The organism is Nannocystis pusilla (genome assembly GCF_020073745.1).
Lineage (GTDB): Bacteria > Myxococcota_A > Polyangia > Nannocystales > Nannocystaceae > Nannocystis > Nannocystis radixulma.
Window position 1 is genome coordinate 52,177 of the sequence record NZ_JAIRAU010000037.1, and the last position, 23,634, is coordinate 75,810.

23 protein-coding genes and 1 pseudogene are annotated in these 23,634 nt (G+C 68.4%); 12 read left to right on the forward strand and 12 right to left on the reverse strand.

The window, feature by feature from the left end:
- Positions 1-143: 143 nt before the first annotated feature.
- Positions 144-269 carry a hypothetical protein gene (locus tag K7C98_RS43950; RefSeq protein WP_263429865.1) on the reverse strand — a complete coding sequence of 42 codons (126 nt, stop codon included), beginning with the start codon at positions 267-269 and terminating at the stop codon, positions 144-146.
- A 301-nt stretch (positions 270-570) separates the two neighbouring features.
- Here K7C98_RS43950 and K7C98_RS27465 point away from each other — a divergent pair, with 301 nt between their 5' ends.
- Both K7C98_RS27465 and K7C98_RS27470 read left to right on the forward strand, forming a co-directional pair.
- A complete protein-coding gene (locus K7C98_RS27465) occupies positions 571-972 on the forward strand; it encodes a hypothetical protein (RefSeq protein ID WP_224194749.1) in 402 nt (133 codons plus the stop codon).
- Between the two features lie 399 nt (positions 973-1,371).
- Positions 1,372-1,602, forward strand: coding sequence for a hypothetical protein (locus tag K7C98_RS27470; RefSeq protein WP_224194750.1), 231 nt, complete (start codon positions 1,372-1,374; stop codon positions 1,600-1,602).
- On the opposite strand, the gene K7C98_RS27475 is transcribed toward K7C98_RS27470, so the two are convergent.
- Positions 1,590-2,696 (reverse strand): IS630 family transposase, encoded by a 1,107-nt coding sequence (locus K7C98_RS27475; RefSeq protein ID WP_346660305.1) that lies wholly within the window; start codon positions 2,694-2,696, stop codon positions 1,590-1,592. The two genes, K7C98_RS27470 and K7C98_RS27475, sit on opposite strands and share 13 nt — an antisense overlap.
- 261 nt (positions 2,697-2,957) lie before the next feature.
- A complete protein-coding gene (locus tag K7C98_RS27480) occupies positions 2,958-3,284 on the reverse strand; it encodes a hypothetical protein (RefSeq protein ID WP_224194751.1) in 327 nt (108 codons plus the stop codon).
- 266 nt (positions 3,285-3,550) lie between these two features.
- On the opposite strand from K7C98_RS27480, the gene K7C98_RS27485 reads away from it, so the two are divergent.
- Together K7C98_RS27485 and K7C98_RS27490 are read left to right on the forward strand one after the other, a co-directional pair.
- Entirely contained in the window at positions 3,551-4,018 is a 468-nt protein-coding gene (locus tag K7C98_RS27485; RefSeq protein ID WP_224194752.1) for a hypothetical protein, read from the forward strand.
- Between the two features lie 211 nt (positions 4,019-4,229).
- A complete protein-coding gene (locus K7C98_RS27490; RefSeq protein ID WP_224194774.1) occupies positions 4,230-5,276 on the forward strand; it encodes an IS630 family transposase in 1,047 nt (348 codons plus the stop codon).
- Here K7C98_RS27490 and K7C98_RS27495 read toward each other — a convergent pair.
- Positions 5,264-5,494 (reverse strand): hypothetical protein, encoded by a 231-nt coding sequence (locus tag K7C98_RS27495; protein WP_224194750.1) that lies wholly within the window; start codon positions 5,492-5,494, stop codon positions 5,264-5,266. The genes K7C98_RS27490 and K7C98_RS27495 overlap by 13 nt on opposite strands.
- A 997-nt stretch (positions 5,495-6,491) precedes the next feature.
- On the opposite strand from K7C98_RS27495, the gene K7C98_RS27500 reads away from it, so the two are divergent.
- Both K7C98_RS27500 and K7C98_RS27505 read left to right on the forward strand, forming a co-directional pair.
- Positions 6,492-7,502 (forward strand): hypothetical protein, encoded by a 1,011-nt coding sequence (locus tag K7C98_RS27500; protein ID WP_224194753.1) that lies wholly within the window; start codon positions 6,492-6,494, stop codon positions 7,500-7,502.
- A gap of 13 nt (positions 7,503-7,515) precedes the next feature.
- Entirely contained in the window at positions 7,516-8,592 is a 1,077-nt protein-coding gene (locus tag K7C98_RS27505; protein ID WP_224194754.1) for a hypothetical protein, read from the forward strand.
- 275 nt (positions 8,593-8,867) lie between these two features.
- On the opposite strand, the gene K7C98_RS27510 is transcribed toward K7C98_RS27505, so the two are convergent.
- The 3 genes and pseudogenes from K7C98_RS27510 to K7C98_RS27520 form a co-directional block, all read right to left on the reverse strand.
- Complete coding sequence (locus K7C98_RS27510; RefSeq protein ID WP_224194777.1) at positions 8,868-9,719, reverse strand: hypothetical protein; 852 nt, start codon at positions 9,717-9,719, stop codon at positions 8,868-8,870.
- Between the two features lie 101 nt (positions 9,720-9,820).
- Positions 9,821-10,300 (reverse strand): annotated as a pseudogene (locus K7C98_RS45535) (serine/threonine-protein kinase); the annotation flags it as partial.
- 2 nt (positions 10,301-10,302) lie between these two features.
- Positions 10,303-11,169 carry a hypothetical protein gene (locus K7C98_RS27520; RefSeq protein WP_224194755.1) on the reverse strand — a complete coding sequence of 289 codons (867 nt, stop codon included), beginning with the start codon at positions 11,167-11,169 and terminating at the stop codon, positions 10,303-10,305.
- Between the two features lie 469 nt (positions 11,170-11,638).
- Between K7C98_RS27520 and K7C98_RS27525 the strand changes: the two genes are divergently transcribed.
- Positions 11,639-13,006, forward strand: a complete 1,368-nt coding sequence (locus K7C98_RS27525; RefSeq protein WP_224194756.1) for a hypothetical protein — start codon at positions 11,639-11,641, stop codon at positions 13,004-13,006.
- A 3-nt stretch (positions 13,007-13,009) separates the two neighbouring features.
- Here K7C98_RS27525 and K7C98_RS27530 read toward each other — a convergent pair whose 3' ends face one another.
- From K7C98_RS27530 to K7C98_RS27545, 4 genes are all read right to left on the reverse strand, one after another.
- The gene (locus tag K7C98_RS27530) at positions 13,010-14,125 is read right to left on the reverse strand and encodes a hypothetical protein (protein ID WP_224194757.1); all 1,116 of its coding nucleotides are present in this window, start codon (positions 14,123-14,125) and stop codon (positions 13,010-13,012) included.
- Positions 14,082-14,420, reverse strand: coding sequence for a MerR family transcriptional regulator (locus K7C98_RS27535; RefSeq protein WP_224194758.1), 339 nt, complete (start codon positions 14,418-14,420; stop codon positions 14,082-14,084). Before K7C98_RS27535 ends, K7C98_RS27530 begins: the two co-directional genes overlap by 44 nt.
- Positions 14,421-14,456: 36 nt before the next feature.
- Positions 14,457-14,759: a hypothetical protein gene (locus K7C98_RS27540; protein ID WP_224194759.1), complete on the reverse strand. Its 303-nt coding sequence runs from the start codon at positions 14,757-14,759 to the stop codon at positions 14,457-14,459.
- A gap of 73 nt (positions 14,760-14,832) precedes the next feature.
- Positions 14,833-15,159, reverse strand: coding sequence for a hypothetical protein (locus tag K7C98_RS27545; RefSeq protein WP_224194760.1), 327 nt, complete (start codon positions 15,157-15,159; stop codon positions 14,833-14,835).
- A 230-nt stretch (positions 15,160-15,389) separates the two neighbouring features.
- Here K7C98_RS27545 and K7C98_RS27550 point away from each other — a divergent pair, with 230 nt between their 5' ends.
- The 4 genes from K7C98_RS27550 (at position 15,390) to K7C98_RS27565 (ending at position 19,379) form a co-directional block, all read left to right on the forward strand.
- Complete coding sequence (locus tag K7C98_RS27550) at positions 15,390-16,055, forward strand: hypothetical protein (RefSeq protein ID WP_224194761.1); 666 nt, start codon at positions 15,390-15,392, stop codon at positions 16,053-16,055.
- Entirely contained in the window at positions 16,052-16,588 is a 537-nt protein-coding gene (locus K7C98_RS27555; RefSeq protein WP_224194762.1) for a hypothetical protein, read from the forward strand. Before K7C98_RS27550 ends, K7C98_RS27555 begins: the two co-directional genes overlap by 4 nt.
- Before the next feature lie 41 nt (positions 16,589-16,629).
- Entirely contained in the window at positions 16,630-17,358 is a 729-nt protein-coding gene (locus tag K7C98_RS27560; RefSeq protein ID WP_224194763.1) for a CPBP family intramembrane glutamic endopeptidase, read from the forward strand.
- Between the two features lie 1,097 nt (positions 17,359-18,455).
- Positions 18,456-19,379 carry a helix-turn-helix domain-containing protein gene (locus K7C98_RS27565; protein WP_224194764.1) on the forward strand — a complete coding sequence of 308 codons (924 nt, stop codon included), beginning with the start codon at positions 18,456-18,458 and terminating at the stop codon, positions 19,377-19,379.
- A gap of 76 nt (positions 19,380-19,455) precedes the next feature.
- Here the strand turns inward: K7C98_RS27565 and K7C98_RS27570 are convergent, their stop codons facing one another.
- Positions 19,456-20,328 carry a helix-turn-helix domain-containing protein gene (locus K7C98_RS27570; protein WP_224194765.1) on the reverse strand — a complete coding sequence of 291 codons (873 nt, stop codon included), beginning with the start codon at positions 20,326-20,328 and terminating at the stop codon, positions 19,456-19,458.
- A 1,658-nt stretch (positions 20,329-21,986) separates the two neighbouring features.
- Here K7C98_RS27570 and K7C98_RS27575 point away from each other — a divergent pair.
- The gene (locus K7C98_RS27575; RefSeq protein ID WP_224194766.1) at positions 21,987-23,330 is read left to right on the forward strand and encodes a matrixin family metalloprotease; all 1,344 of its coding nucleotides are present in this window, start codon (positions 21,987-21,989) and stop codon (positions 23,328-23,330) included.
- Positions 23,331-23,634 lie beyond the last annotated feature (304 nt).

Sequence of the window (23,634 nt, forward strand, 5' to 3'; positions counted from 1 at the left end):
AGGCTGCTCGTCGAGAACCACGACGTTTCCGAACTCCATGCGCTGAGCATCGCGGACGTACCAACGGCGCCGGCATATCCTGGCCTCTCCGCGCCCTCGACCGCCATCCGGTCAGGCGTGATGCTCAGCGCCGCCCGCCACATTCAGGCGATCTCTCGCAGCGCGGCGCTCAACGGCTCGACGTCATCGAGCGGGACCTGCGTGTCTGCGGGCGACCACTGGCGGAGTCGCAGCAACTTGTCGCGGCGCGACAGCGGCGTCTCGAGCATCGGCCCCAGGTCGGCCGCCGCGAACCAGCTTCGGTAAGGAACACGCCAAGGCGCGCGGCGGCCTGCAGGCGGTCGACGCCGAGGCGGTCACCGGCGCGCGCCGCTTCGCCGGCGGCGCGCGCCGCCACAGCGCGCGCTGAGCCGCCCTCGCCGGCGCTCCTGACCGGTCCTCGCGCGTCGATCACGAGGGCCCTCGCGCCAGCGCCGGAGGATCGCGCACGAGCACGGTGAGCCCGCCGGCGCAGCGCCGGGCCGCCGCTCGCCAGACCCGCCGGTGACCGATGATATAAGGTCATCGACGATGCGACCGCTCCGCCCCGCCTTCGCGCTCTCCCTCGCCCTCGCCGGCTGCGGCCCCGATAAGCCGACGAGCTCGGCCTCGGACACGACGACCGACGCCCCGGTCTGCCAGGCGAGCGAGGACTGTCCGGACGGACAGGCGTGTCTGGAGATCATTTGCAACGGCCACGGTCTGCCCGGCTGCCCATTCTTCGCCTGCGTCATTGGCTGCGCCTTGCCCGGCGCGGCGACCCCCACGTGGAGCTGCGTCGACAACGCCGGCTGCTGCGGCGACGCCGTGTGTGAGAACGGCTTCTGCGTCGACGTCACCGCGACCGGTACCGCCTCGACCAGCGCGACGACGGGCGGCGCGACGACATCGACTTCTGCAACCGGCTCGGGCACCGGGAGCTCCGGCGAGTGAGCGACGTGCGGGCTGGATGTCAAGAGCTCATTATCGCACGACTGAAACGCCATTCCACTTCGACGAGGATTCAGGGCCAGAAGCGAACCTATGCGAGTGTTCTGCGCTGGTCTTTGGTGAAATCATGCACAGGCAGCGCTAGACCCCCCTACGGGCCCGTTTACGGTGGGTCGTCTCGAAAAGAGCCAAATTCGCGACGAAATCGAGACGAAATTCCTCGACGACCAGGGGATCGCGCCGTCGCGCATCCGGACTGCTGCGCCGACCTAGTACACCCGGCCCGAAGTTCTCCAGGGGTTGCTAGGCCCTCTCAGAGAGGGTCCAGCCGAAGTTACCGAGGAGCAGCTCGAGCAGCTCGTCGCGGGAGGCGCGGAAGGGGGTTGGTTCCCAGCGCCCGGTGTGGGTAGCCATCTCGAGTTGCCACAAGTTGGCAGCGAGGCGGCGCAGGCGCGCGTGCAGGACCGGATCGTCGGCGGGGCCGGACTCGAGGGTGATGAGAGGGGCGCGATGCCGGACGCGGATGTGTGCGAGGCCCTGGTATTGGCGCAGGAACTGCTCGACAGCGCGAGCATCATCGTCCGTTTTCGCAGCGGTGTTGCGGCTGGTGCGTGGGCGGCTCATGCGGCGTGATGCCGCTGAGTTTGGACGAAGTGGCCACGAAAGGTCCAGTTGAACGGGTGGGCTTCGTCGCGGTTCCAGCGGCGGATGAAGGCCATCACGGCGCGGGGCAAGGCACCGGCGCAGGGAAAGTCGGCGCAGCGAAGGACACGGCGCTGCAGCAGCGAGAACCAGATCTCTATCTGGTTGATCCACGAGGCGTGAATCGGCGTGTACACGAAGTGGAAGCGGTCGCCGTGGCGCTGGTTGAAGCGGACCCAACGGTTGTCCGAGCCGTCATAGTGGATGTTGAGGTTGTCCCAGACGATGTAGACCTGGCCGGTGGGATAGTTGCGGGCGAGGGCTTCCATGAAGCCCACGAGATCCTCGGCCCGCCGCTGCGGCTTGCACTCACCCAGAACCCGGCCGGTGCGGACGTCGAAGGCTGCGATCAGCGACGACGTGCCGCGGCGGACGTATTCGAACTCGAAACGGCCCGCGCGACCGGGTGCGGGGAGCTTGCTGGGGAATCTCCGTCCGAGCGCCTGCATGCCGGTCTTCTCGTCCACGCAGAGCACGTGAGCTCCGTCGGGAGGATGATGGTAGAGGTCGCAGATGCGCTGAACTTTGCGGCAGAAGTCGGGATCGGGGCTGTGTAGCCAGAGCCTCATCTTGTGCGGCCGGAAGTCCTCGTTGCGGAGGATTCGCCCCACCTCAGATACGCTGAGGCCAATACCTGTCTCATGAAGCAGGCGCCTCGCCAACGTCGCGTACGTCCACGTCGTACGCGTCTGCAGGCCGTGATTGGCAGGCTTGTCACAGGCGAGCTTGATGAGCTCGCAGCGTGCCGCCGGCGATATCCGAGCAGGTCGCCCACTTCGAGGGCGATCCTCGAGCGTCACGACCCGCCCATCACGCGCGAACCGCCCACGCCACACTCTCACCGTATCCACGTGGCAACCCAAGCTGCGCGCAATATCCTGGTTTGAGTGCCCCTCGGCGGCGAGCAGCACGAGCTTCGCCCGAAGGACGAGGCGTGCCTCGGCGCGCCCACTCCGAGCGAGCACCTTCAACTCCTCACGGACCGAAGGCGCCACACGAAGCCGTTGCGCTCGCGGGCCTGACACATCGACGAGATCGTTTTCGCGCCTCGTCTATTCCGCCGCCTGTATCGCCTTCGCGATGGATCCAGTTAGATCCAGGACGGAGCAGCTCGCAGGAACCCATGGAGAACTTCGGGTCGGCTGTACTAGACCGCCCGCCGAACCAAGCTTCGCGGCCGGCGGCCGGCCGGCCGTCGAGACAGGCTAACCGACCTTCGCGGCGAGTTCGGCCCCTTGCGTGGCCTAAGAGACAGGCTGCTCGTCGGGAATCACGGCGTGTCCGAGCTACATGCGCCGAGCACCGTGGGCGAAACGCCGGAGGAAGCCGAGCGAGTACAAGGCGACGAGAGGCGCGTCCGACATCACCAGCATCTTGCTGGAGCCGGGAGTTCGGCGGAAGTGCAAGCGGCGGGGCCGCCAGCGGCCCACGCCACGGACGTTCGTGGCATATACTGGACGCGTGCGGATGCCGTGGTTGTTGTTCGCGCTGCTTTGTGCCTGTGGGCCGACCCCGCCCGAGCCAGCCGGCACCGCGACGGAGACGACCTCGACCGTGACCTCCTCGACGTCCTCGTCGACATCGTCCGGCGCGAGCGACCCAGTCACCACCACGACCGAGCCTCCGCTCGATCTGCCGTCCGTCACGCCCGAGGCCGGCTGCGCAGCGCTGTGTGCGACGCAGGCGGCATGCCACGGCGTGCCAGTCGATTCCGAGTGCGTCCCCGGATGTGTCGATGGCCTCGGACACGGAGCGGGCCATGAGCCCGGATGCATCGCCTTGCTCGACGCGTCGGCGGCGTTCGTCCGGGAGGTGCTGGCGCTCGGCGCCCGCGACTGAGCGTTGCCCTGTCGACTCGCGTGCGGCATCTTGAATTGCGATGTCGCGCGTCGTGCTCGCAGCGGTCGTGCTCGTCACCTGCGGCCCGCGCCCGCCCGTCGAGCAGACCGAGCCTATGAGCACCACCACCGGCGCAACCGGCTCGTCCTCCGCTGTGTCGGAGCCGACCACCTCGCTCACCCCGCTCGACTGCGACTCAGTGTGCGACTTCCCATGGACCCACGACGGCGACCTCGAGATCACCCCCGCCACCGATTCCGCCGCCCTTCGCTGCCTGCGACGCGTCACCAACGACCTGACCATCCACGACTTCACCAGACCGTTCCCCGCTGAGCTGCTCGCGCTGCGTGACGTCGACGGCTTGTTCGCCCTGCAACACAACGACGGTCTCGTCGGCCTCTCCGGCCTCGAGTGTCTACGCCGAGTCGACGTCCTGATCTTCGAGGGCAACGACACACTGACCGATCTCACCGCTACAAGGGCAAGGTTCTGGCCGCATAAGCGATAACGCCCATCACTTACGCCCGGCAGCACTAGTACAGCCGACCCGAAGTTCTCCATGGGTTCCTGCGAGCTGCTCCGTCCTGGATCTAACTGGATCCATCGCGAAGGCGATACAGGCGGCGGAATAGACGAGGCGCGAAAACGATCTCGTCGATGTGTCAGGCCCGCGAGCGCAACGGCTTCGTGTGGCGCCTTCGGTCCGTGAGGAGTTGAAGGTGCTCGCTCGGAGTGGGCGCGCCGAGGCACGCCTCGTCCTTCGGGCGAAGCTCGTGCTGCTCGCCGCCGAGGGGCACTCAAACCAGGATATTGCGCGCAGCTTGGGTTGCCACGTGGATACGGTGAGAGTGTGGCGTGGGCGGTTCGCGCGTGATGGGCGGGTCGTGACGCTCGAGGATCGCCCTCGAAGTGGGCGACCTGCTCGGATATCGCCGGCGGCACGCTGCGAGCTCATCAAGCTCGCCTGTGACAAGCCTGCCAACCACGGCCTGCAGACGCGTACGACGTGGACGTACGCGACGTTGGCGAGGCGCCTGCTTCATGAGACAGGTATTGGCCTCAGCGTATCTGAGGTGGGGCGAATCCTCCGCAACGAGGACTTCCGGCCGCACAAGATGAGGCTCTGGCTACACAGCCCCGATCCCGACTTCTGCCGCAAAGTTCAGCGCATCTGCGACCTCTACCATCATCCTCCCGACGGAGCTCACGTGCTCTGCGTGGACGAGAAGACCGGCATGCAGGCGCTCGGACGGAGATTCCCCAGCAAGCTCCCCGCACCCGGTCGCGCGGGCCGTTTCGAGTTCGAATACGTCCGCCGCGGCACGTCGTCGCTGATCGCAGCCTTCGACGTCCGCACCGGCCGGGTTCTGGGTGAGTGCAAGCCGCAGCGGCGGGCCGAGGATCTCGTGGGCTTCATGGAAGCCCTCGCCCGCAACTATCCCACCGGCCAGGTCTACATCGTCTGGGACAACCTCAACATCCACTATGACGGCTCGGACAACCGTTGGGTCCGCTTCAACCAGCGCCACGGCGACCGCTTCCACTTCGTGTACACGCCGATTCACGCCTCGTGGATCAACCAGATAGAGATCTGGTTCTCGCTGCTGCAGCGCCGTGTCCTTCGCTGCGCCGACTTTCCCTGCGCCGGTGCCTTGCCCCGCGCCGTGATGGCCTTCATCCGCCGCTGGAACCGCGACGAAGCCCACCCGTTCAACTGGACCTTTCGTGGCCACTTCGTCCAAACTCAGCGGCATCACGCCGCATGAGCCGCCCACGCACCAGCCGCAACACCGCTGCGAAAACGGACGATGATGCTCGCGCTGTCGAGCAGTTCCTGCGCCAATACCAGGGCCTCGCACACATCCGCGTCCGGCATCGCGCCCCTCTCATCACCCTCGAGTCCGGCCCCGCCGACGATCCGGTCCTGCACGCGCGCCTGCGCCGCCTCGCTGCCAACTTGTGGCAACTCGAGATGGCTACCCACACCGGGCGCTGGGAACCAACCCCCTTCCGCGCCTCCCGCGACGAGCTGCTCGAGCTGCTCCTCGGTAACTTCGGCTGGACCCTCTCTGAGAGGGCCTAGCAACCCCTGGAGAACTTCGGGCCGGGTGTACTAGGGCGAGAAACCCATCCCCTGGACGAGACGAACGAGTTCGAACGGCGCCGGCGCGCCATCGCGCAGCCGCTGCGCCTCGTGTTGTGGCATCCTGGCCGCCTCCAGCGTGCCTGCCTCGACCCGTTCATCCCGCCTCTCAACCGCGCTCGCGGGCGCTGGAACCCAGCGTTCCCGCACCGCGGGTCGCCCCAGACGCGTGCGAGTGGCAGTACCAACCATTCTCGCAGTTCAGGCACCGACGATCTTCAGTGCGGTTGCGTGTGAGTGGCCGGCTTCGGGTGACACGAGTCGTTTTTCAGGCGCGGGGGCCGGCACGAGTGCGCTCTTCCCCACGAAGCCCCCGCATATCCCCGACCCCAACGCCGTCTCGAGCCTGATCGAGACCCGCGAATCGACACGGACCTCGCGGCGAACGGCGAGAACCCCAGCGCGAGCACGATTGGCTCGCCTACGACGAAATCGAATCAGGATCAGGAGGCCCAGCCCTGTCGGCTTGACGCCATTCGAGCGGTTTGTTAGACTCCCGAAGGTGTCTTTCCGAAGCTATGTGAAATTTGGGTTCGTTGTTGCCGCAGTCGATCTCGGCGTGGCTTGTCACAATACGAGGACACCCGGGGGCTCCTCAGCCACGGAGGAGTGCGGCTGGTTCGACGCCTGCCCCACCTCGGGCTCGGGCTCGGGTTCGACCTCGACGGGATCGACCACGGAAGATGTGCCGACCACGACCGCCGTGGATCCTGCGTCTTACTGCAGATTCGGACCCGAGGCCGGCTTCTCCGGGGTCTCCTACGTCTGCAACGGAACTCAGGCAGGCCACATTCGACTGGACTACTACGGCCCTCCGGAGCTACCGATCGGCGCGCTCATGACCTGCGCCGATCTGGAAGAGGACCCTCCCCCGGGCTATGTGAGCACTTGCTCCCACTCTGTCACTGAAGACTTCGGGGCCGACGTTGAGCAGTCCGATGGGCACCTGATCGACGCTTGCTGCCTTCCCGCGAGCCCTGTCGACGCTGTCGACCCCTTCTGTCGTATCGATGCCGCCGAGGAGATCTGCCTTCGTCTGTTCTACACGATCGAAGAAAGAAGAAAGAAGCTCCCTGTCACCGCGCCGGGCCTGGAGGCGGAGCTGGCCGATCTCAAGCATCAGTTGGACAACCTGAGCAAATACCTCGCCGACGGCGACACCCAGACCGAATGCACCCTCGCGGTGGGCATGGGCCTCAAGTCGGAGGGCGATTTCCAGGACTCCGCACCTGTGGTCCAATGGATTCCCGTGCATCCGGATGAACTCGATCCGGACCTCGGCTGGCCCTGGTTCCGCGGGCTGCAACTCGGCATCAAACAGTTCGAGCTCGACGGCTTCGACGAGAGCGACGAGGCGTGCGATGCGCTGGCGAACCAAACGGTCGATTCGGGGACCATCACAGCGGGACAGCTCTCGATCTCCAGCTACTTCGGCAGCGCGGCTCCATCCGTCACCGGCGGTCACTTCTCGTTCCGCTCGGTGGATTGCCCGTTCGATAACTGCGAATTTGCGTTTGATGAGTTCGTCGTGGAGATCGAGGACTTCTTCATCGACCCACTGACGTTCAGCGACGTCTCGGTCACCATGTCGGCCTCGACACAGGGGCTGATCAACGCGCCGTCGATCCAGTTCGGAGAGGGAACCATGCGGTTCAGCGCTCAGTTCCGCCTAACCAACGGCACGGAGCCGGTATTCGACGGTGAGCTAGTGTCGGTCGACCTCACCAACGCAGGCGTCGCCACCGCGAGACTGATGGAAGGTCCGCTCTTCGGGATTCAACACATCGCCGCCGAAAATTGGCCCTTCTCGATGTCGCTCTCCACTGAACTCACGTCTTGCGACGAGTAGCCAGAGATCAGGAATGACCGCGACCCTTCCGACGAAGGCATCTCACTACAGCGGGGGTCGCGCGGCCGCCGCCAGCCTGGTCTTACTCGCCGCCTGCCGCCCCGATCTGCCGGACGTCGTCTGGACCGGTGAGTATCTGCAATATGCCACGAGCACGAACGAGCCGATCTGCCGCGGCTCGTTCCACCGCCAAGACGCGCACGTAGGGGAGCTCTCGTCACTGCTCGGTATCGACCTCCAACAGCGCGCATATTACGCATACGTCGACCCGTCCGAGCTCGACGATTTTTGCGACGGCGTGAGCAAGTCCGGCTGCGCTTTCGATCGCAAGGCGTTCGCGGTGCAACGGACGAACTTGCACGAATTGTCGCATGTCGTCGCCGACTTCGGCGGATTCCTCGGGCCGCGGCCGTTCGCCGAAGGATACGCCGAGATGTTCGGAGACGGCGGCGACCTGCAGCGCGATCGGCTCCCGCTCGAGACGGTACTCCGGGACTTCGCCACCGACAACACCCACTATTACACCGCCGGGCTGTTCGCTCGATTCCTGGTCGAGCGGCACGGCCTCGAAGAATTCATCGATTTCCTCAGACAGGCTGGCGACTACGAGGACAGCTTCGCGCAGTTCGCTCCGCGATACGAGCAGGTATTCGGCGAGCCGATCGAACTCGCGATGAACGACTTCGAAGACTACCCTTCGTGTCCAGAGCTGAGCAATCGGATCGCCGTGGTCGACTGCAACCTGCCGCTCGAACCCTGGGAAGGTGACGTTATCACCCTCCGCGCGAGCCTCGAGTGCTCGGCCGACGACGTCATGGGCCCGATGTCCGACTCGCGCGACCTCATGTTGACAACCCGGGCCTTCGAAGTCACAAAACCCGGCACATACATCGCCGGCGCCGGCGCCGACCCGGACGGCTGGGGCGGCATCCGTCTGGTGAAATGTGGCTCGTGCTGGGACGCATTCGAGCTCACGCTCGAGCCCGGCGAGAAGGTGTACCCAGATCTGGAGGCCGGTCGCTATTACGTGGTGTTCGGTCGTTCGGTGGACGACCCAGGACAGCTGTCGCTGGTCCTGGGCAAGATCTAGCGGAGCTCAAGCGAGGGCGGATGACGTACCGCGCTCGGCTTCGGACTGCAGGACCGCTTCTGATCGGCTACTGCCCCGGGACGCCATGATGCTCGACACCGAAGACGCCACCGTGATCACGAACGGTGCACTTTCGACGACCGTCGATCGTGCACGCGTGATGTTGTATGCTCCGGTACACGCATCGGCCGTAGGCAGCCTCATCTACGAAGTCCCTACTGGCGGGGCTCTTTTCACGGTCTCTGCCTCCTCGGCCGGGTCGCGGCGGAGCAGAATCACAGCTTGATCGTCTCGGCCCGCTGCGGGGGGTGGGCGGTGAGCACGTCCTCGACACACCGGCCGAGCTCACCCGTCGCACGATCGCCGTCAATCTGGACCGGCTCGCCGGGGTTGATCGTGATCTCGATCCGGGCGGTCGGATGCGGCTTGCACTTCGCCAGGGCGCTGCGGAGGTCGAAGCGCGGCGCAGACGTCAGGACCGTATCGACGGGCTTCGCTCCCGCCGGGGCCGACCCGGGCTTCTCTGCACGCACCCGGGGCTCAGGGGCGGGAGCGGTCGGCTCGGGGTCGGAGGCGGGCGCCACGGGGGCCGCTTGGGGCTCGGCGGCGGGCCCCGCGGACGCCGCGGGGCCGGAGGCGGGCGCCACGGGGCCGGCGGCCTGGGGTTCGGAGGCGGGCGTCACGGGTGCGACGATCGCCAGGGCCGCCGTGGGCGACGGGGCCAGCGGCGGGCACGTCGGCTCGGTCGTCGCGGGCTGGATCGCCAGCCAGGCCGGGAACGCGAGCAGGCTCAAGAGCGGCGCGAAGGCCCCGAGCCGCCGCGCCCGCTGGCGACGGCCGCGGATGTCCTCGAGTGCCTTCTCGATCGCGTTTAGCATCGACGCGGCGCTGTGGTGACGGCGGGGGCGGATCTCGAGCGCTCCGAGCAACACGGCGCGCAGCGTTGGCGGGAGATCGAGGCGCTGCGCGACGCTGACGGGATCGGCGTTGCGAGGATCGGGGAGCACTTCGCCGGTGAGTGCCGCGTACCACAGCGTGCCGATCTCGAAGATGTCGGTCCGGAAGTCGCCGCGCCTGCCACGCAGGCGCTCGGGGGCGATGAAGTGCGGGGTTCCGTAGATGAGCATCGGCACGGACTCGGGCGGCAGGCCGAGGACAAGGCCGTCCGCCTGGACATGTCCTCGACCACGCACGCGTGGCTGAGATCGAAGAGGCGGGCACGCTCGCGTCCGCCAACGTCCTCGAGCATGCAGTTGTTCGGCGAGATGTCGCGGTGCGCGACGGCCCGCTCGTGCAGCGCGACGAGACCCGCGAGTAGATCGCAGACGATCGCGGTGCTGCGCTCCCACGCGATCGGCCCGTGCGCCAGCACCTCCGTCAGCGTCTTCCCCTCGACAAGCTCCATGGCGAAGAAGTGGCGCCCGCCCAGCCAACTGTGGTCGTAGACCGGGATCAGGTTCGCGTGGCGGATCTGCGCCCCGAGCTGCGCCTCCTGGCGGAAGCGCTGGACGGCGACCGGGTTGCTGTCGTGATCGGGGTGCAGCACCTTGAGCGCGAAGATCGCCCCGGTGTTCTTGCAGGTCGCCGCGTAGATCGAGGCCACGCCGCCGTAGCCGACGCGGCGATCGAGGCGGTACCGCCCGAGTGTGTCGCCGGAGAAGTCGTGATCGAGCGGCGGGAGAGTGAAGTGCTCAGGTTCGACGAACATGGTTAGAACTCCATCCTGAAGCGGATCCCCGCCGGACCCGGGTGCAGCGCGAAGTGACCGGCCCGCCCGCGGTGGGCGTCGATCGCCAGCAGCACGACGCCGGACAGTGCCGCCGCGATCGCCGGAGCGCCGAGCCCGATCGCCAGGCGATCGGCACGCTCGCCGCGGATCGTCGCGTACTGGTAGCGCGTCCACTCGGCGTCGGGGATCCTGACCCCGGCGGGGTATGTGGCGTTCAGCGCGTCCACCTGCGCCTGCATGTTCTCGGCCCTCACCAGCATGGCGATCGCCGCGGCGCCGAGGCCGAGCCCGGCCCCGAGCGCGACCCCGCCGGCGATCCGCAGCGGCCGGCGCCTGACCGTCGTCCGCGTCGTGTCCGTCCGCGGGGGCGACCGCGTCACCGGCGGATCGGCCGGCGGCTGGCGTCGGCGGACGTCGATCAGGTCGCCCGCGTCGTCCGCGGGCTCCTCGACACACGCGCCGACGATCTGAGGCTCGATCGTTCGCAGGCCGTCCGCGACGTCGGCCCGATCCGACGATCGTTCGCCCGCTGGCAAGGTGGCGAGCTGTGCCCCGAACGCGCGCAGCACCGCGGCGGCCGAGCAGAGCGGCGCGACGTGGCCGCCGGCCGCGCGGGCCCGCTTGTAGAGGCGGACGGCCTTGAACGCGAACAGCGAGCGCTGGCCGAACGTGTGCGGGCCGTCCGGCACCGTCTCGAAGGCGCGGCGGCAGGCGTCCCCGGCCGCCGCGAAGTCCTCCGCGTCCTCGCGCCGGTAACACTCGGCCTCGTGCGGCTGCCATGGTTCCGCGGAGGTCTCGGCCGGGACCTGAGACAGCACCGCGACCCAAAACACGGTGGAGAGGGTCATCGTGGCGGATCGTACCCGATCCCATGGCTGACGCGCGTCCACGCCGTTTCTGTTACGCCGTTCTCAGCGAGTAACTACTCACATGTAGGCGCATCGATCGCTGACACGGCGGGCGGACTTGCGCTACTGTGACCGGCATGATCTGGACCCCGCGCCGCCCCCTCCTCGCCGTCCCCGTGTGCGTCGCCGCGTTGCTCACCCCCGGATGCTTCGACGGGGCCGAGCTCGCCGCCTGCGGGATCTCCATGACCTACTGCGAGATGGACGACGGGAGCACCGGGGGCGAGGGATCGGGGACATCCAGCAGCACGGGGCCGGGCATCATGACGACCGACCGGACACGGAGGCGAGCGACGACACGGACGGCGCCCCGACGTCCACGGCCGCCACGGAGCCGATCGACCTCCCGCCGTGGATCGAGAGTCTTGCGTGTGACCCGGCGGAGGCGGACGAGGTCGGGCCGACCGTCGTGACGTACACGGCCAGCCCGGACGCGGTCGAGGCCGAGCTGCTGGACGACGGGGTCGTGATCGCCACCAGCCCCGCCGGGGCGCCCTTCGTCTTCCCGATCACGAGCGGCCCGCACAACAACCCCGGGAGCACGCTGACCGTCGTCGTGCGTGACGCAGGCGGGCAGACCGCGGAGGCGTCGATCTACCAGCCGAGCGTGATCAAGGACCCGGGTAGCACGGTCTGGACCACGATCGAGCCGAAGGATGGCATGTTTAGCACCGGCGGCGCGGTCGCGCTGGACGGCAACAACGCGATCGCGGCCGGCGTCCATTGGGACAACGGCCAGATCCTGGCGATCCTGCGCCGCTACGACCTGTCGGGCACGTGGATCGGCACGGGCGACGGATGGATGATGCAGCACACCGACTGGACGCAGCGCGCCGAGCTGAAGACCGGGCACCTGGGTCTGAACGCGATCGCGGTCGACGGCGAGGGCAACATCATTGCGGTGGGGACGGCGACGATCGACGGCGAGCCGCGGATGTACGTCGCGCGCTTCAGTTCCGGCGGCGGGTTGATCTGGGAAGTGCTCGGGCCGGTCGGGACGGAGGCGCGCGGCGTCGGCGTGCTCCCGGACAAGTCGGCCTACGTCACCGGGGCAGTGCGCGTGAAGAAGGGGCCCGACGTCTGGGACATGGCGACGTGGGTCTACAGCCCCGACAAGGAGGCCTACGGGCCCGACATGTTCAAGGACCCGCTCGACAACCAGATCGAACGCAACGAGCGCGGCCACGCAGTCGCAGTGCTGCCAAGCGGCCGCGTCGCGGTCGCGGGCACGCGCGACGTCTGGGATCCAGTCACGCAGTGGAACTTCCCGCGCGGGGTCGTCCTCATGTACGAGGGCAAGGGCAAGCGCGTCGGCGAGTGGACGTCCCCGGCCGACAAGATGGACACCGACGCGATCTTCGCCGCCGCGCCGTCCGGGGCCGGGGTCGTGGTCTGCGGCTACGCGCAGAACCAACCCAGCGACCCCGCTAACAAGCCGCAGATCCTGATCCGCTGGCTGAACGAGGATCTGTCGGAGGTGAAGGCCCCGCGGCTCGAGCTCACGCCCGGCGCAGCGACCTGCTACGGGATCGGGACCAACATGGAAGGCGCGACGATTGTCGGCGCGACCGTCGACGAGAACCAGGGCGGTGACAACATCTGGATCTTCGCGGTCGAGGACGCCGCCTCACCCCGCGCCGACTACCTCAAGCGCAACGGCCAGACGAACGGTCAGGACCGCCTCTCCGCGCTCGCGTGCGGGTACATGTGCGCATGGACCGGCTCGGAGCAGGTCGACGGCGTGATGCAGTGGATCACCGGGATGATCCGCGGCTGACGCTCACTGCGGCGGGATGAAGATCGAGCACAGCTCGAGGATCGTCCCTGCCATCGTCTGCATGAACGGGACATAGGTCGGCTCGCACGTGCTCGCGAAGTCGCCGTGCTTCGCCGTGTCGGCGAAGACGCGCAGCGGGTTCGGCCCGCTTGGCGGGCCCTCGCACTTCGGGGCCGGGTCGTCGAGGTCGTTCGAGAACACGAGGGTCACGATCGCGTCCTCGTTGCCCTTCTTCGCCTCGAGTACCGCCGCGTACCACTCCGCCGGCGTGCCCTCCGAGATGTTGTCCGCGCCGTTCTGCAGGATGACGATCGCCAGGAGCGCATCGGGCCGCAAAAAGCCCTTGTTGCAGCCCCACTTGCTCAGGATCTCCGGCTCGAGCGCCTTGAGCATCCTGCGCGCGGCCACGGGCGTCTTCGGCCCCGCGCCCAGCTTGGAGATGCAGTCGAACGTGCCCTCGAGATCGGGGTCGTCCTTGGTGATGAAGCGCGGGCCATCGGCGGGCAGGCAGCGCGTGTTCGAGGCGTCGAAGTTGCCGACGATGGTCACGCCTGCGCCGTCGACCGCGGTGCAGTCCTCGAAGACCTCGTCGCACGGGTAGTCCTCGGGCCCGCCAAAGTCCGTGCAGCCCGGCCCGCACCAGGCGCACATGTAACAGCCCTCGCACCCGTTGAGAAACGGGAGCGACGCGTCGACAACCATCACGTGGTAGTCGAAGTCGGCGAAGTCGGCCTCGAGAATGCCGACGAACGCCGGGAACGCCTCTTGGAGCTGGACCTGCTTGGCGGCCATCTCGTACTCGGACGAGATCACGAACAGGAAGTCGATCTTGCCCATGCAGCCGGGCGTGGTCGGGAAGTCCGGGATCTGGCCGACGTCGGCGATCCCGGTCGTGCCCGTGCCGCTCGCGCTCGCGGTACTGTCCTCGCTGCCCGTGCTCGTGCTCGTGCTCGTGCTCGTGCTCGTGCTGCTGCCGCCGCTCGAGCTGTCGCTCGTGCTCTGCGGCGTCGTCGTGATCGGCGGCGCGGTCGCGAAGCCGGTCATGGCCGTCGTGTCGCCGCACGCGACGGCGACGCTAACGACGGCGGCCAGCGGGGCGAGCGGGCTTTGGCGCGGCACCGCGCGATCGTACCGCAGGCCGGGCGACGGGGCCACCCTGCGCGGCCAGTAGCTCCGCGATCTGCTGGAGCGACAGACCCTCGGCTCGCTTGGCGACGATGAAGCGCACGTGCTCGAGCGCGATCATCGGGAAGCGGTTGAACACCCCGCCGGGGCTGCCGAGCGAGATCTTGACCGGCTTGGGCAGTAGTCCCGCGTCGATCCAGGCGGTCACGGTCCGGCGGGTGACGCCGGCGGCCTCCATGATGTCGGCGGTCGTGACGAACGACGGGTCCAGCCTGCGGCGCTCGGGCATGACCCGGCGAAGATACGCCGTGGGCGCCTGCCTGCGCTACTTCCCGCCGCGGCCCGCCTTGCCCTTGCGGGGCGCCGCGACCGTGCTGGGGGCGGCCTGGCGCTTGTCGAGCTCGGCCAGCATCGCGAGGATCTCATCGCGCGAGTAGCCGGCCTGGCGCCGCTGCGCGACGAACCGCGCGCGCTCGACCGCCCACGACGGGAAGCGGTTGCACATGCCGCCATGCGGGCCGAGCGAGATCCGCGTCGGCGCGGGCAGGTACCCGTACCGGACCCAATCGGCGACGACCTGTGACGTGATGCCGGCGGCCTTCACGATGTCCGCGGTCGTGGCGAACATGGGGTCCAGACAGCGCCGCGACGGGCGGCGGGGGCGGGGCGGCGCGCCTTGCGGATCGTCGGCGGAGCCCGCGCTACTTCCGGCCACTGCTACGCCCCTTGCTCGGCCGGGCCTGGGTCGGGAGGCCCTGGCGCGCGTCCAGCTCGGCCAGCATCTCGAGCACTTCCTCGGTCGTGTAGCCGGCCGCGCGGCGCTGCGCGATGAAGCGCGCGCGATCGATCGCCCACGCGGGGAAGCGGTTGAACACGCCGCCGGGCGAGCCGAGCGACACCTTGGTCGGCGCCGGCAAGAGGCCCTGCGCGATCCAGGTGTTCACGGTCTGCCGCGCGATCCCGGCGGCCTTCATGATGTCCTCGGTCGTGGCGAACGCGGGATCGATGTTGCGCGGCGGCGGCGTCACGGCCCCCGAGTGTATAGCACGTGAGCGGCAATGCGCCACACGATTCGGCCCCCAAGCCGCTTGCGGGGCCGGCTAGGCAGGCATATGGTTTAACTTCCCACTGACAGGACAATGAGAGACATGACGCCTCACCGTTCCACGCCCGCCGTCTCCCGCCCCCCTCCCGGCCACCTTCTCACCCGCGTGCGCCACCCCGCCGCGCCGGGCGACGACGCCGCGGAGGGGGCGGCGTGACCGGCCCCGACCTCATCCGCATGGCAGCGCACCACGCCGAGATCGACCGCGACGAGGTCGTGCTCGCCGCCGCGCTGTGCCACGATCTGCGCCAGGTCGCCGACTCGATCCAACACGCGCGCCGCCGGGTGTCGATCGAAGATCTGTGGCTGCGCGTCCTCGACGTCGTCGCCGCGAGCCGCGCCGCCTGCGGCGCGCTGTCCAGCGTCCGCGTCATGACCCGCGGCGAGCGGAGCGTCGTCTATGATGACTCGGCGCCGCTCCCCGAAGCGCTGCACGTGTTCCGTCACCGCGGCAACTACCGCGGCGCCTACGCGTCGATGGCGGAGATCGGGAACATCGTCCGCAGCGTGCTCGGGCTCGTGTGCGGTCTCCCGCCGGAGAGCCGCATCAACATCACCCGCGCGCTCCATCTCCGCGGCGATCTGTGGACCTACGTCCACGAGAAGGTCGTCCACGTGTTCGGGCGGCCGGGGAGCGCCGCCGATCGCCTACTGGCGAGCGAGTGGCCCCCGCGGCCGGCGGAGCGGCCCTCGCTGACGCTCGTCGCGTTGCCGCCGGTCGACGTCGCCGACGCGCCGCGCCGCTCCGAGCCCGACGCCCCGATTCCTCGCCCCAGGTCCATCAGCCTTGTTCAAACCGAAAGAGAGGTCAGTCCATGAAGTCCGATCATCAACCCGTCTCACTGCCCCGCGCCCACGTCTCGACGTCGGGCACCTTCGCCGCCGTGCCCCAGGGCTTCCGCGGCGCCGACGGTAGTCTCGCCTACGCGCTCAAGCCCGAATTCACGGCCGTCCCGACCGCGGGCGATCCGTCGCACGTGCTTCTCGTGACGCCGCCCGATCGTGTCCTCCTCGACTTCGGCGCCGTCGATCCCGCCGACCTCGACCCGGCCAAGCTGGCGCGGGACTGCGAGATCATCCGCTGCGCGGCGCTCGCCGACCCGGACGCGCTCCGCCGGATCGTTGCGGCGCTCCGGCCCGACGCGACGCGCGCCGAGCAGGAGGCGGCCGTCCAGGCGGCTGAGCGCCTCGGGCTGACGGAGGCGGCCGCCGCGGACGCGGGCGGCGGTCTGCTCGGCGTCGTCGTGATCGTCGGCGCGTGCCTGTTCGCGTCGTGCTTCACGGCGCACTGCAAGAGCAAGCAGGAGGAAACCACGCCGCCGGACAGCCCCGGCCAGCCGCCGCCCAAGTGACCTTGCCGCGGTGCCTGTTCCGGTGTAGTCCGGTCCCCTGGATGTCCAGGCGCCTCGCCTTCCTGCTCGCGGTGTTCGTCGCGGACTGGCTGGCCTTCCTCCCCGTCCGCCTCGGGTACGCGCCCATTCACACGTCGCTCGGCCGCCTGCTGATGATCTCCGGGTCGAGCGTTGTGGTCTGCGTGGCGGCCGTGGTTCTCGCGCGCCGCCGCGATCTGTTCACAGCCGCCGATCTCGGCCTGACGCCCACGGAGACCCAGCGAGCGCGGGCGATCGTCGGGGGGCGGTTCGCGCTCGTGTTGCTCGGCCTGTTCGTCGGCGCTGCGCTCCTCCACATGCTCCCGCCGGTGAACTACAGCCTGTGGAACCGCCTGAGCTACCCCGAGTTTGTGGACGAGCTGCGCCGGCACGAGTGGCGCGACTCGTTCGCTCGCAGCGTCCCGCCCGTCGACGCGGCGGACGCTGCGATCGTGTTCGTGCACGGTGTCATTCTGTCGCCCTTGACGGAGGAGATACCCTACCGCGCGCTGTTCATGCCGACCGTGTTGCCGTACCTCGGTCGCCACGGCGCGGCGCTCGCGTCGGGCGTCGTGTTCTTCGGACTGCACGTCCTGGTCTACGGCCTCACTCCCGCGGCCGACTACTTCCTCGCGGGCGTCGCATACGCCTACTTCTTCGGCTGGTTCGGCCTTGCAGGTGCTGTTGCCGTCCACGCAGGAGGTAACTTCGGTCTCCTCCTCTTGGCGCTCTACGTTGAATTCTGGGCATGACCCCGCCGCCTCGGTTCCGCTTGCACGATCGCCGGAGCAACACCACGGCCGCGCGCCTCGCCGGGGCAACACCGCGACGGGGCTCAGCGCCACGCCGAGCACGAGCGGGATGCACGGCGGCGTCCTCGCGGTGTCGTTCGGCGCGAGCGCGCTCCGCGGTGTCGCTCGGCGCGATCGTGCCCGTCGGCGTTGCTCCCGGCGAGGTGGAGCGCGTGTTGCTCCCGCGAGGCACTGTCGGCGCGATTCGTGCGGCCGTCGGTGTTGTTCCGGGAGGCGGTGTCGCTCGGCGCCACCGGTGTTGTTCCCGGCGAGCCGCTGTCGCTCGGCGCCGCCGGTGTTGTTCCCGGCGAGCCGCTGTCGCTCGGCGCGAACGCGGCCGCCGGTGTTGCTCCCAGCGTGCTGTCGCTCGGCGCCCGGCGAGGCGGTGTCGCTCGGCGCGATCGTGCGGCCGTCGGTGTTGCTCCCGGCGAGGAGTGTGTTGCTCCCGGCGAGCTGCTGTCGCTCGGCGCCGCCGGTGTTGCTCCCAGCCGCTCGCCGGTGTCGCACGGTCGTCGGTGTTGCTCCCGGCGCGCCGCTGCGGCGGGACCATGGGGCCGCCGCTCCGCGAGCGCGGTGTTTCGCTCCGCGCGAGGCGGTGTCGCTCCGCCGCAACCAGCGCGGCCGTCGGTGTCGCTCCGCCGCGAGCGCGCGGCCGTCGGTGTTGCCCCGGCGAGGCGGTGTCGCTCCGCGCGACCGTGGGCTGTCGGTGTTGCTCCCGGCGAGCCGCTGGTTGCTCGCCGTGATCGTGCCGCCGGGGGCGGTGCCCGGCGACGTCGCTCGGCGCCGCCTGTTCCCGGCGAGCCGCTGTCGCTCGGCGGCGAGCCGCTGTCGCTCGGCGCGAACGCGGCCGCCGGTGTTGCTCCCGGCGAGCCGCCGTTGCTCGACGCGACATCGCCGAGCAACACCAGCGCGCGCTCGCACGCTCGCGCAGCACTTCGCGGACGGAGCAACACGTCGCAGGCTGAGCAACGCCGCGCGCTCGCTCGCGGCTCCGCGCTTGTTCGGTCGCGCGACGAACACCCTTGTCGGCGTCGGCGTCCGGCCTATGCTCATCACCTATGGCAACGCGGCGGTGGTTCGGGGATCTGGCGAAGTGGATGCGTCAGGAGGGGATGAGCAAGGAAGAGGTCGCGAAACTGTCCGGACACAAGGCGGCGCACGTGCTCGCGCTGTTCGCCGACCCAAGTCCGAACCCGTCGCTACAGCTCTACCTGGACCTACTCGACGCCGCGGAGGCCCGGTTCGCCGGCGTCGACGAGAACACACCGCGGGCCGTGGTGGAACGCCTCGGGGCCGTGATGGAGGCGCGGGACATCTCGACGTCGAAGCTCGCGCGTCTCGCCGAGGTCAACCGGCCGCAGCTCAGCACCTTGTTCAACGATCCCGATCCGAACCCGAAATTGGCGGTGATCGATCGCATCGTTGAAGCGCTCGAGATCGAGGACGACTTCGGGATCATGTCGGCCGAGGCGAGCGAGGCCGACGATGACGACGAGGCCGACGACGACCACGCCGACGACGATGACGAGGCCGACGGCGACGAGGCCGACGAGTCCGACGACGACGACGCGGACGACGACGACGAGGCCGACGACGACGAGGCCGACGAGGCCGACGACGACGAGACCGACGAGGCTGACGACGACGAAGCCGACGAAGAGGCCGACGGCGAGGCCGACGAAGAGGCCGACGAAGAGGCCGACGAAGAGGCCGACGGCGAGGCCGACGACGACGACGACGACGACCAGGCGGACGACGACGAGCGCGCCACGGACGACATCGCCAACGAACAGGCAAATCAGATCAGGGCTCTACAGCAGCAGAATGCGGTGCTACGGCAGCAGGTCCAGCAGAACGAGACCGAGCTCCGCGAGCTCAAGGGAAAAAAGAAATGGTGGCGTACGGCCCTCGAAGTGGTCACGGGGGCGGCTGCCGTCGGGGGAGCGGCCTACCTCGTGACTCGGCCACCGCCGAAGAAGTGACGGTGAGATGCGCCTCCCGACGGGCGCCCGCACAGCAGCGCAGACGCCTGTCTGCACGCTGGCGGTCGTCACCTCGCTACGATCGGCCTCGCGCTCCCTGCACGGCAAGCGCTGCGCCAACGCCGACAGCGAAGCCCGTGAGGCCGAGCAGGATCTTGCTGCCGAGGCTCCAGTCCTTCCGAGCGGCCAGATCCGCGATCTCGGCCCGATCCTGCATGTGAAGCCGCTCGAGCTCGCGGTTGGCTTGCTGCAACCTGGCGATCTCGGCCCGATCGTCGGCTCGGATGCGCTCGAGCGAGACGTTCGAGCCGCGCAGCCTGTCGAGCTCGGCGGCCTCGTCCGCGAGCCGCTTCTCGAGCGCGACGTTCTGCTCGTGAAGCAGCCGGACACGCTCTGTCAACTCGGCCACTGCCGCCTGGGCCTTGGCTTCCGCCGCGCGCTCCGCATCGGCGAGGCGGCGCATCGCTTCGGCCGCCGACATCGTGGGCGACGGGTTGGGCACGGCTCGCAGGTGCCGCACCTTCGCCTCCTGCTTCACCGCCTCGACATCCTCGAGGCCGATGGCGATCGCCTGCTCTACTTCCTCTTCCATGAAGCTGACGAGCCCAAACTCCTGTTCGACGCCCAGCGCGGCGACGAGACGATCGAACGTCGCCAGCGTGGGGTTCGGATCGGGGTCGTTGAGCAGGCTGCTAAGCTGCGAACGGTTGATGCCGGAGCGGTTGGAGAGCGCCGACACGGTCTTGATCTCCTCGCGTGCGATGATCTCCTTGATCCGCTCAATGACTGCCACGGGCTCATTGACCAGAACACCGTGGAAGCGAGCGCCGGCGGTCTGGACGAGCTCGAGGTAGAGCGCCAGCTTGGGGTTCGGGTCTTGCTGCTCGAACAGCCCGAGCACGTGAGCAGAGCTGTGCCCCGAGCGCTCCGCCAGATCCTGCTTGCTCATGCCCGAGCGTCGCAACCATGACTCCAACTCCCCGAACCACCGACGCGTGCCCATAGTCGTCTATCGTAGGACCCGCCTGGCCGTGGTCAAGCTCCTGTTGCTCGGCGCGATCCAACACTGTTGCGCCGCGTCAGGACGCGAGGCGCGACGTCGCGAGTGCTGTCGAGCGCGGCCCAAGACAGCCCACGATCGCGCGGCGTGACACCGCCTCGCCGGGAGCAACACCGACGGCCGCGCGGTCGCGGCGGAGCGACACCGCCGAGCGACAGCGGCACGCCGGGAGCAACGCCGACGGCAGCGCGGTCGCGGCGGAGCGACAGCGACTCGCCGGGAGCAACACCGGCGGCGGCACGATCACGGCGAGCGACAGCGGCTCCGGGAGCCCGGCGGCCGCGTTCGCGTGGAGCCGGCCGCATAACGCTCGCGGCGGAGCTACACACCTCGCTGGGAGCAACACCGACGGCCGCACGAGCGCGCCGAGCGACACCGCCTCGCCGGGAGCAACACCGACGGCCGCGCGGTCGCGGCGGAGCAACACCGGCGGCGCCGAGGGACAGCGGCTGGCCGGGAGCAACACCGACGGCCGCACGAGCGCGCCGAGCGACGGCGGCTCGGGAGCAACACCAACGGAGCGGCTCGCCGGGAGCAACACCGACGGCCGCGCGGTCGCGGCGGAGCGACATCGCCTCGCCGGGAGCAACACCGACGGCCGCGCGGTCGGCCACTCCCGCGCTCGCACGGACGCCGGCCGGTGCCGCCGCACGGGCGCGTCGGCGGGGCGGTGTTGGCCGTGTGCGCGGGCCCGCCAAGCCGGCGCGGGGCGGAGGTGTTGGCCGCGCGCAGGCTGTGGCGCCGCGCGGGGGGCGGCGGCCGGGGTGTGGATCGCCGGAGGGGTGTTGCTCGCCGCGAGATTGCCCCGAGTGCTCCTGTCCTCGGGCCTCGAGTGGGCGATCAGTTCTGCCAACCTCGAGGCGATCAGTGAGGCCGACCCTTGACAGCCCGCGCCCCCTCGCCGACGTCGCGCGCGGAGCAACGGCCTGCGCGCGCGGAGCAACAGCCCAAGCGGAGTGTTGGCCGGCGCGCGCTGTTGTGCTGCGCGGCGTCGGCGAGGCGGGGCGCGGCGCGCAGATTTCGCCCACTGTGCGCGCCTGTTGTGTTGCTCTCGCGTTCGCGCGTTGGGTCGCGTGCAGCGAGCGACGCGACGCGCGGTGTCTCGCGGGCACGAGCGGGCCACGGGTGCGCGCGTGTTGCACGTGTTCTGGCACCTACCCCCCTTACGGAAGGTCTACGCACCCTCTTTCGGCCAACTCCCGTGTCTTGCTCACAGGAACTCTACTAACGAGTCGGCCTGAGTTCTCGGTTACGAGCCCCCGGCGACGCGCCGGCGGACGAAGGCCGCTACCGCGTTAACCGCCGGGGAGGAGGGTGACTATCAGAAGGCTCCTTAGGGTCGAATCCCAGAATCGCTGCTCGGGTCTCGTTTCGCGTGACGTGCGCGCATTCGAGGATACGACGGGAGGTAAATACTCAGATGCGGCAGGCGAGCTGCCTCGGTCGCGTTTTGCAATCGTCGCTACAACATGCTTTGTGAGTAAAGGCAACTTGTCATTTGCAGACAGGTCTTGAACGCGACGCCCTCGTCAGATATCCATCGAACCATGGACAAACAACGGTCTTTTTGTGCAGTTCTGGTGGGAGCGCTCGGTAGTGCAATCGGGAGTGGTGGTTGCGAGCTTGAGGCGGAAGATGAAGTCGACGCGGTCGAGTCCCCCTCGGCTCGAGGGCCCGAGCCCAATGCGGTTATCAATCAGATTGTCATCGAGGCGTCGGTGACGCAGCGTCATCAACCGGTTTGGATCTCGAAAACGACCCGAGCGATTCTCGATACTTCGAGCTCGGAGGCAAACTCCGCGTCCGCGGTCCTCTGGACCCCATATACCCTGACCATCCAGCGTGTGATCTCGGGCAACGCCATGGCCGGGGCGACGATCGGCCTGTGGATCCCGGGTGGTAAGAAGGGTGACTTCCTTTCTGGAGAGAATGTGACCATCGACTATGTCTTTGGACACGAGCATCTCACGCAAGGCCAGACTTACAACCTCACGCTCGTGGCGATTCCGGCGGTGACGGCGCCTACGGGGTGCGTGTCCTGCCCGACGCTCCCGGCTGCGACGTACGCGGCTCAGATGTCGGGGGGAGTCCAGTTCCCTGCGCCTCTTGATATTGCGCTCCCTGGTTGTCCAACCTGGGACAGTATCAACACGCCGCTCGCGTCCGCGCTATGGGGGAATTTCACCCATCGCGTCTCCGAGGTAGATCCGGCCGAGGATCCTGATGTCGTGAATCTGCCGTCCAAGGTGTTCGCGTTGCACTCCGGGCTCGGAAGTTCGGGGAATGATTGCGATATGGCGACCCCCGTGACCGAAGGTATCTGGATGTGGGAGGAGGCGGTCTACTGGAACGACCCCAACGCGGCATGGAGCCGCATCAGCATGGGGGCGCCTGAGAACTCGAATTGCAACTTCAATGCGACGGATCAGGTGAACTGCATCCGCAAGGGAACCATGTCGATTCCAGTGCCGTGCGCCAACCCGATGCCGGGGCAGATGTGCGCCGCTGCGGCACGGACGCACATCAACGCCCCTTGGAACAGCGCGCTCGATCGGGCAACCTACACCGATACGGACATCGAGATCAACGTCACCGACTTCGACTTCCGCTGGGGGCCGTGTCATACCCCGCCGTTCCAGTCGAACTACGACCTGAACAAGGTCATCGCTCACGAGGTTGGACACGCATGGGGGCTCGACCACCGGAACTGCGGCGAAGATCTCATGCGTGCGGATGGTCTGCCGGCACAGATGAATGCGCGGTGGATCAACGAGGAGGACGTGCGCCGGATTGAATTGCTCTACCCGTATGAGAAGCGGTGCCCGACCTGGGATTGGCTCGAGTACGAGAGTTGCTGGTGTAACGTCAACACCGGCTGCGTGCACATCTAATTCGGAAGGATGCGAGGGTGCCTGATACTCGTGCCACCATGCTTGTTGTCGGGCTCCTGCTCATGGGCTGTCGGACGCGCAGTCACGACCGCGCCACGTCGCCGCCGCCGCGGGCGAATAGCGCCGCGGCGCCCCACGGGCTCGACTCGTTGGGGTCCTCGGTGGACGCCAGCACCCCCAAGGCAGAGGCGCCGCAGGAAGGCTGCAGCGAGCCGAGCAATCGGACATTTCTTTCGTTCGGCTGGATCCCTGGGAAGGCGCAGCAGGCAGTGGCGGTGCGGCTTCACGACAGCGAGCTGCCGAC

What these genes read in the sequence shown, in the direction of transcription:
- K7C98_RS27560 (WP_224194763.1), top strand. Translation starts at nt 16,630, where the DNA reads ATGTCCAGGCGCCTCGCCTTCCTGCTCGCGGTGTTCGTCGCGGACTGG.
- K7C98_RS27555 (WP_224194762.1), top strand. Translation starts at nt 16,052, where the DNA reads ATGAAGTCCGATCATCAACCCGTCTCACTGCCCCGCGCCCACGTCTCG.
- K7C98_RS27465 (WP_224194749.1), top strand. Translation starts at nt 571, where the DNA reads ATGCGACCGCTCCGCCCCGCCTTCGCGCTCTCCCTCGCCCTCGCCGGC.
- K7C98_RS27520 (WP_224194755.1), bottom strand. Translation starts at nt 11,169, where the DNA reads ATGACCCTCTCCACCGTGTTTTGGGTCGCGGTGCTGTCTCAGGTCCCG.
- K7C98_RS27485 (WP_224194752.1), top strand. Translation starts at nt 3,551, where the DNA reads ATGTCGCGCGTCGTGCTCGCAGCGGTCGTGCTCGTCACCTGCGGCCCG.
- K7C98_RS27500 (WP_224194753.1), top strand. Translation starts at nt 6,492, where the DNA reads ATGACCTGCGCCGATCTGGAAGAGGACCCTCCCCCGGGCTATGTGAGC.
- K7C98_RS27510 (WP_224194777.1), bottom strand. Translation starts at nt 9,719, where the DNA reads ATGCTCATCTACGGAACCCCGCACTTCATCGCCCCCGAGCGCCTGCGT.
- K7C98_RS27575 (WP_224194766.1), top strand. Translation starts at nt 21,987, where the DNA reads ATGGACAAACAACGGTCTTTTTGTGCAGTTCTGGTGGGAGCGCTCGGT.
- K7C98_RS27540 (WP_224194759.1), bottom strand. Translation starts at nt 14,759, where the DNA reads ATGTTCGCCACGACCGCGGACATCGTGAAGGCCGCCGGCATCACGTCA.
- K7C98_RS27570 (WP_224194765.1), bottom strand. Translation starts at nt 20,328, where the DNA reads ATGAGCAAGCAGGATCTGGCGGAGCGCTCGGGGCACAGCTCTGCTCAC.
- K7C98_RS43950 (WP_263429865.1), bottom strand. Translation starts at nt 269, where the DNA reads ATGCTCGAGACGCCGCTGTCGCGCCGCGACAAGTTGCTGCGACTCCGC.
- K7C98_RS27535 (WP_224194758.1), bottom strand. Translation starts at nt 14,420, where the DNA reads ATGCCCGAGCGCCGCAGGCTGGACCCGTCGTTCGTCACGACCGCCGAC.
- K7C98_RS27505 (WP_224194754.1), top strand. Translation starts at nt 7,516, where the DNA reads ATGACCGCGACCCTTCCGACGAAGGCATCTCACTACAGCGGGGGTCGC.
- K7C98_RS27565 (WP_224194764.1), top strand. Translation starts at nt 18,456, where the DNA reads ATGGCAACGCGGCGGTGGTTCGGGGATCTGGCGAAGTGGATGCGTCAG.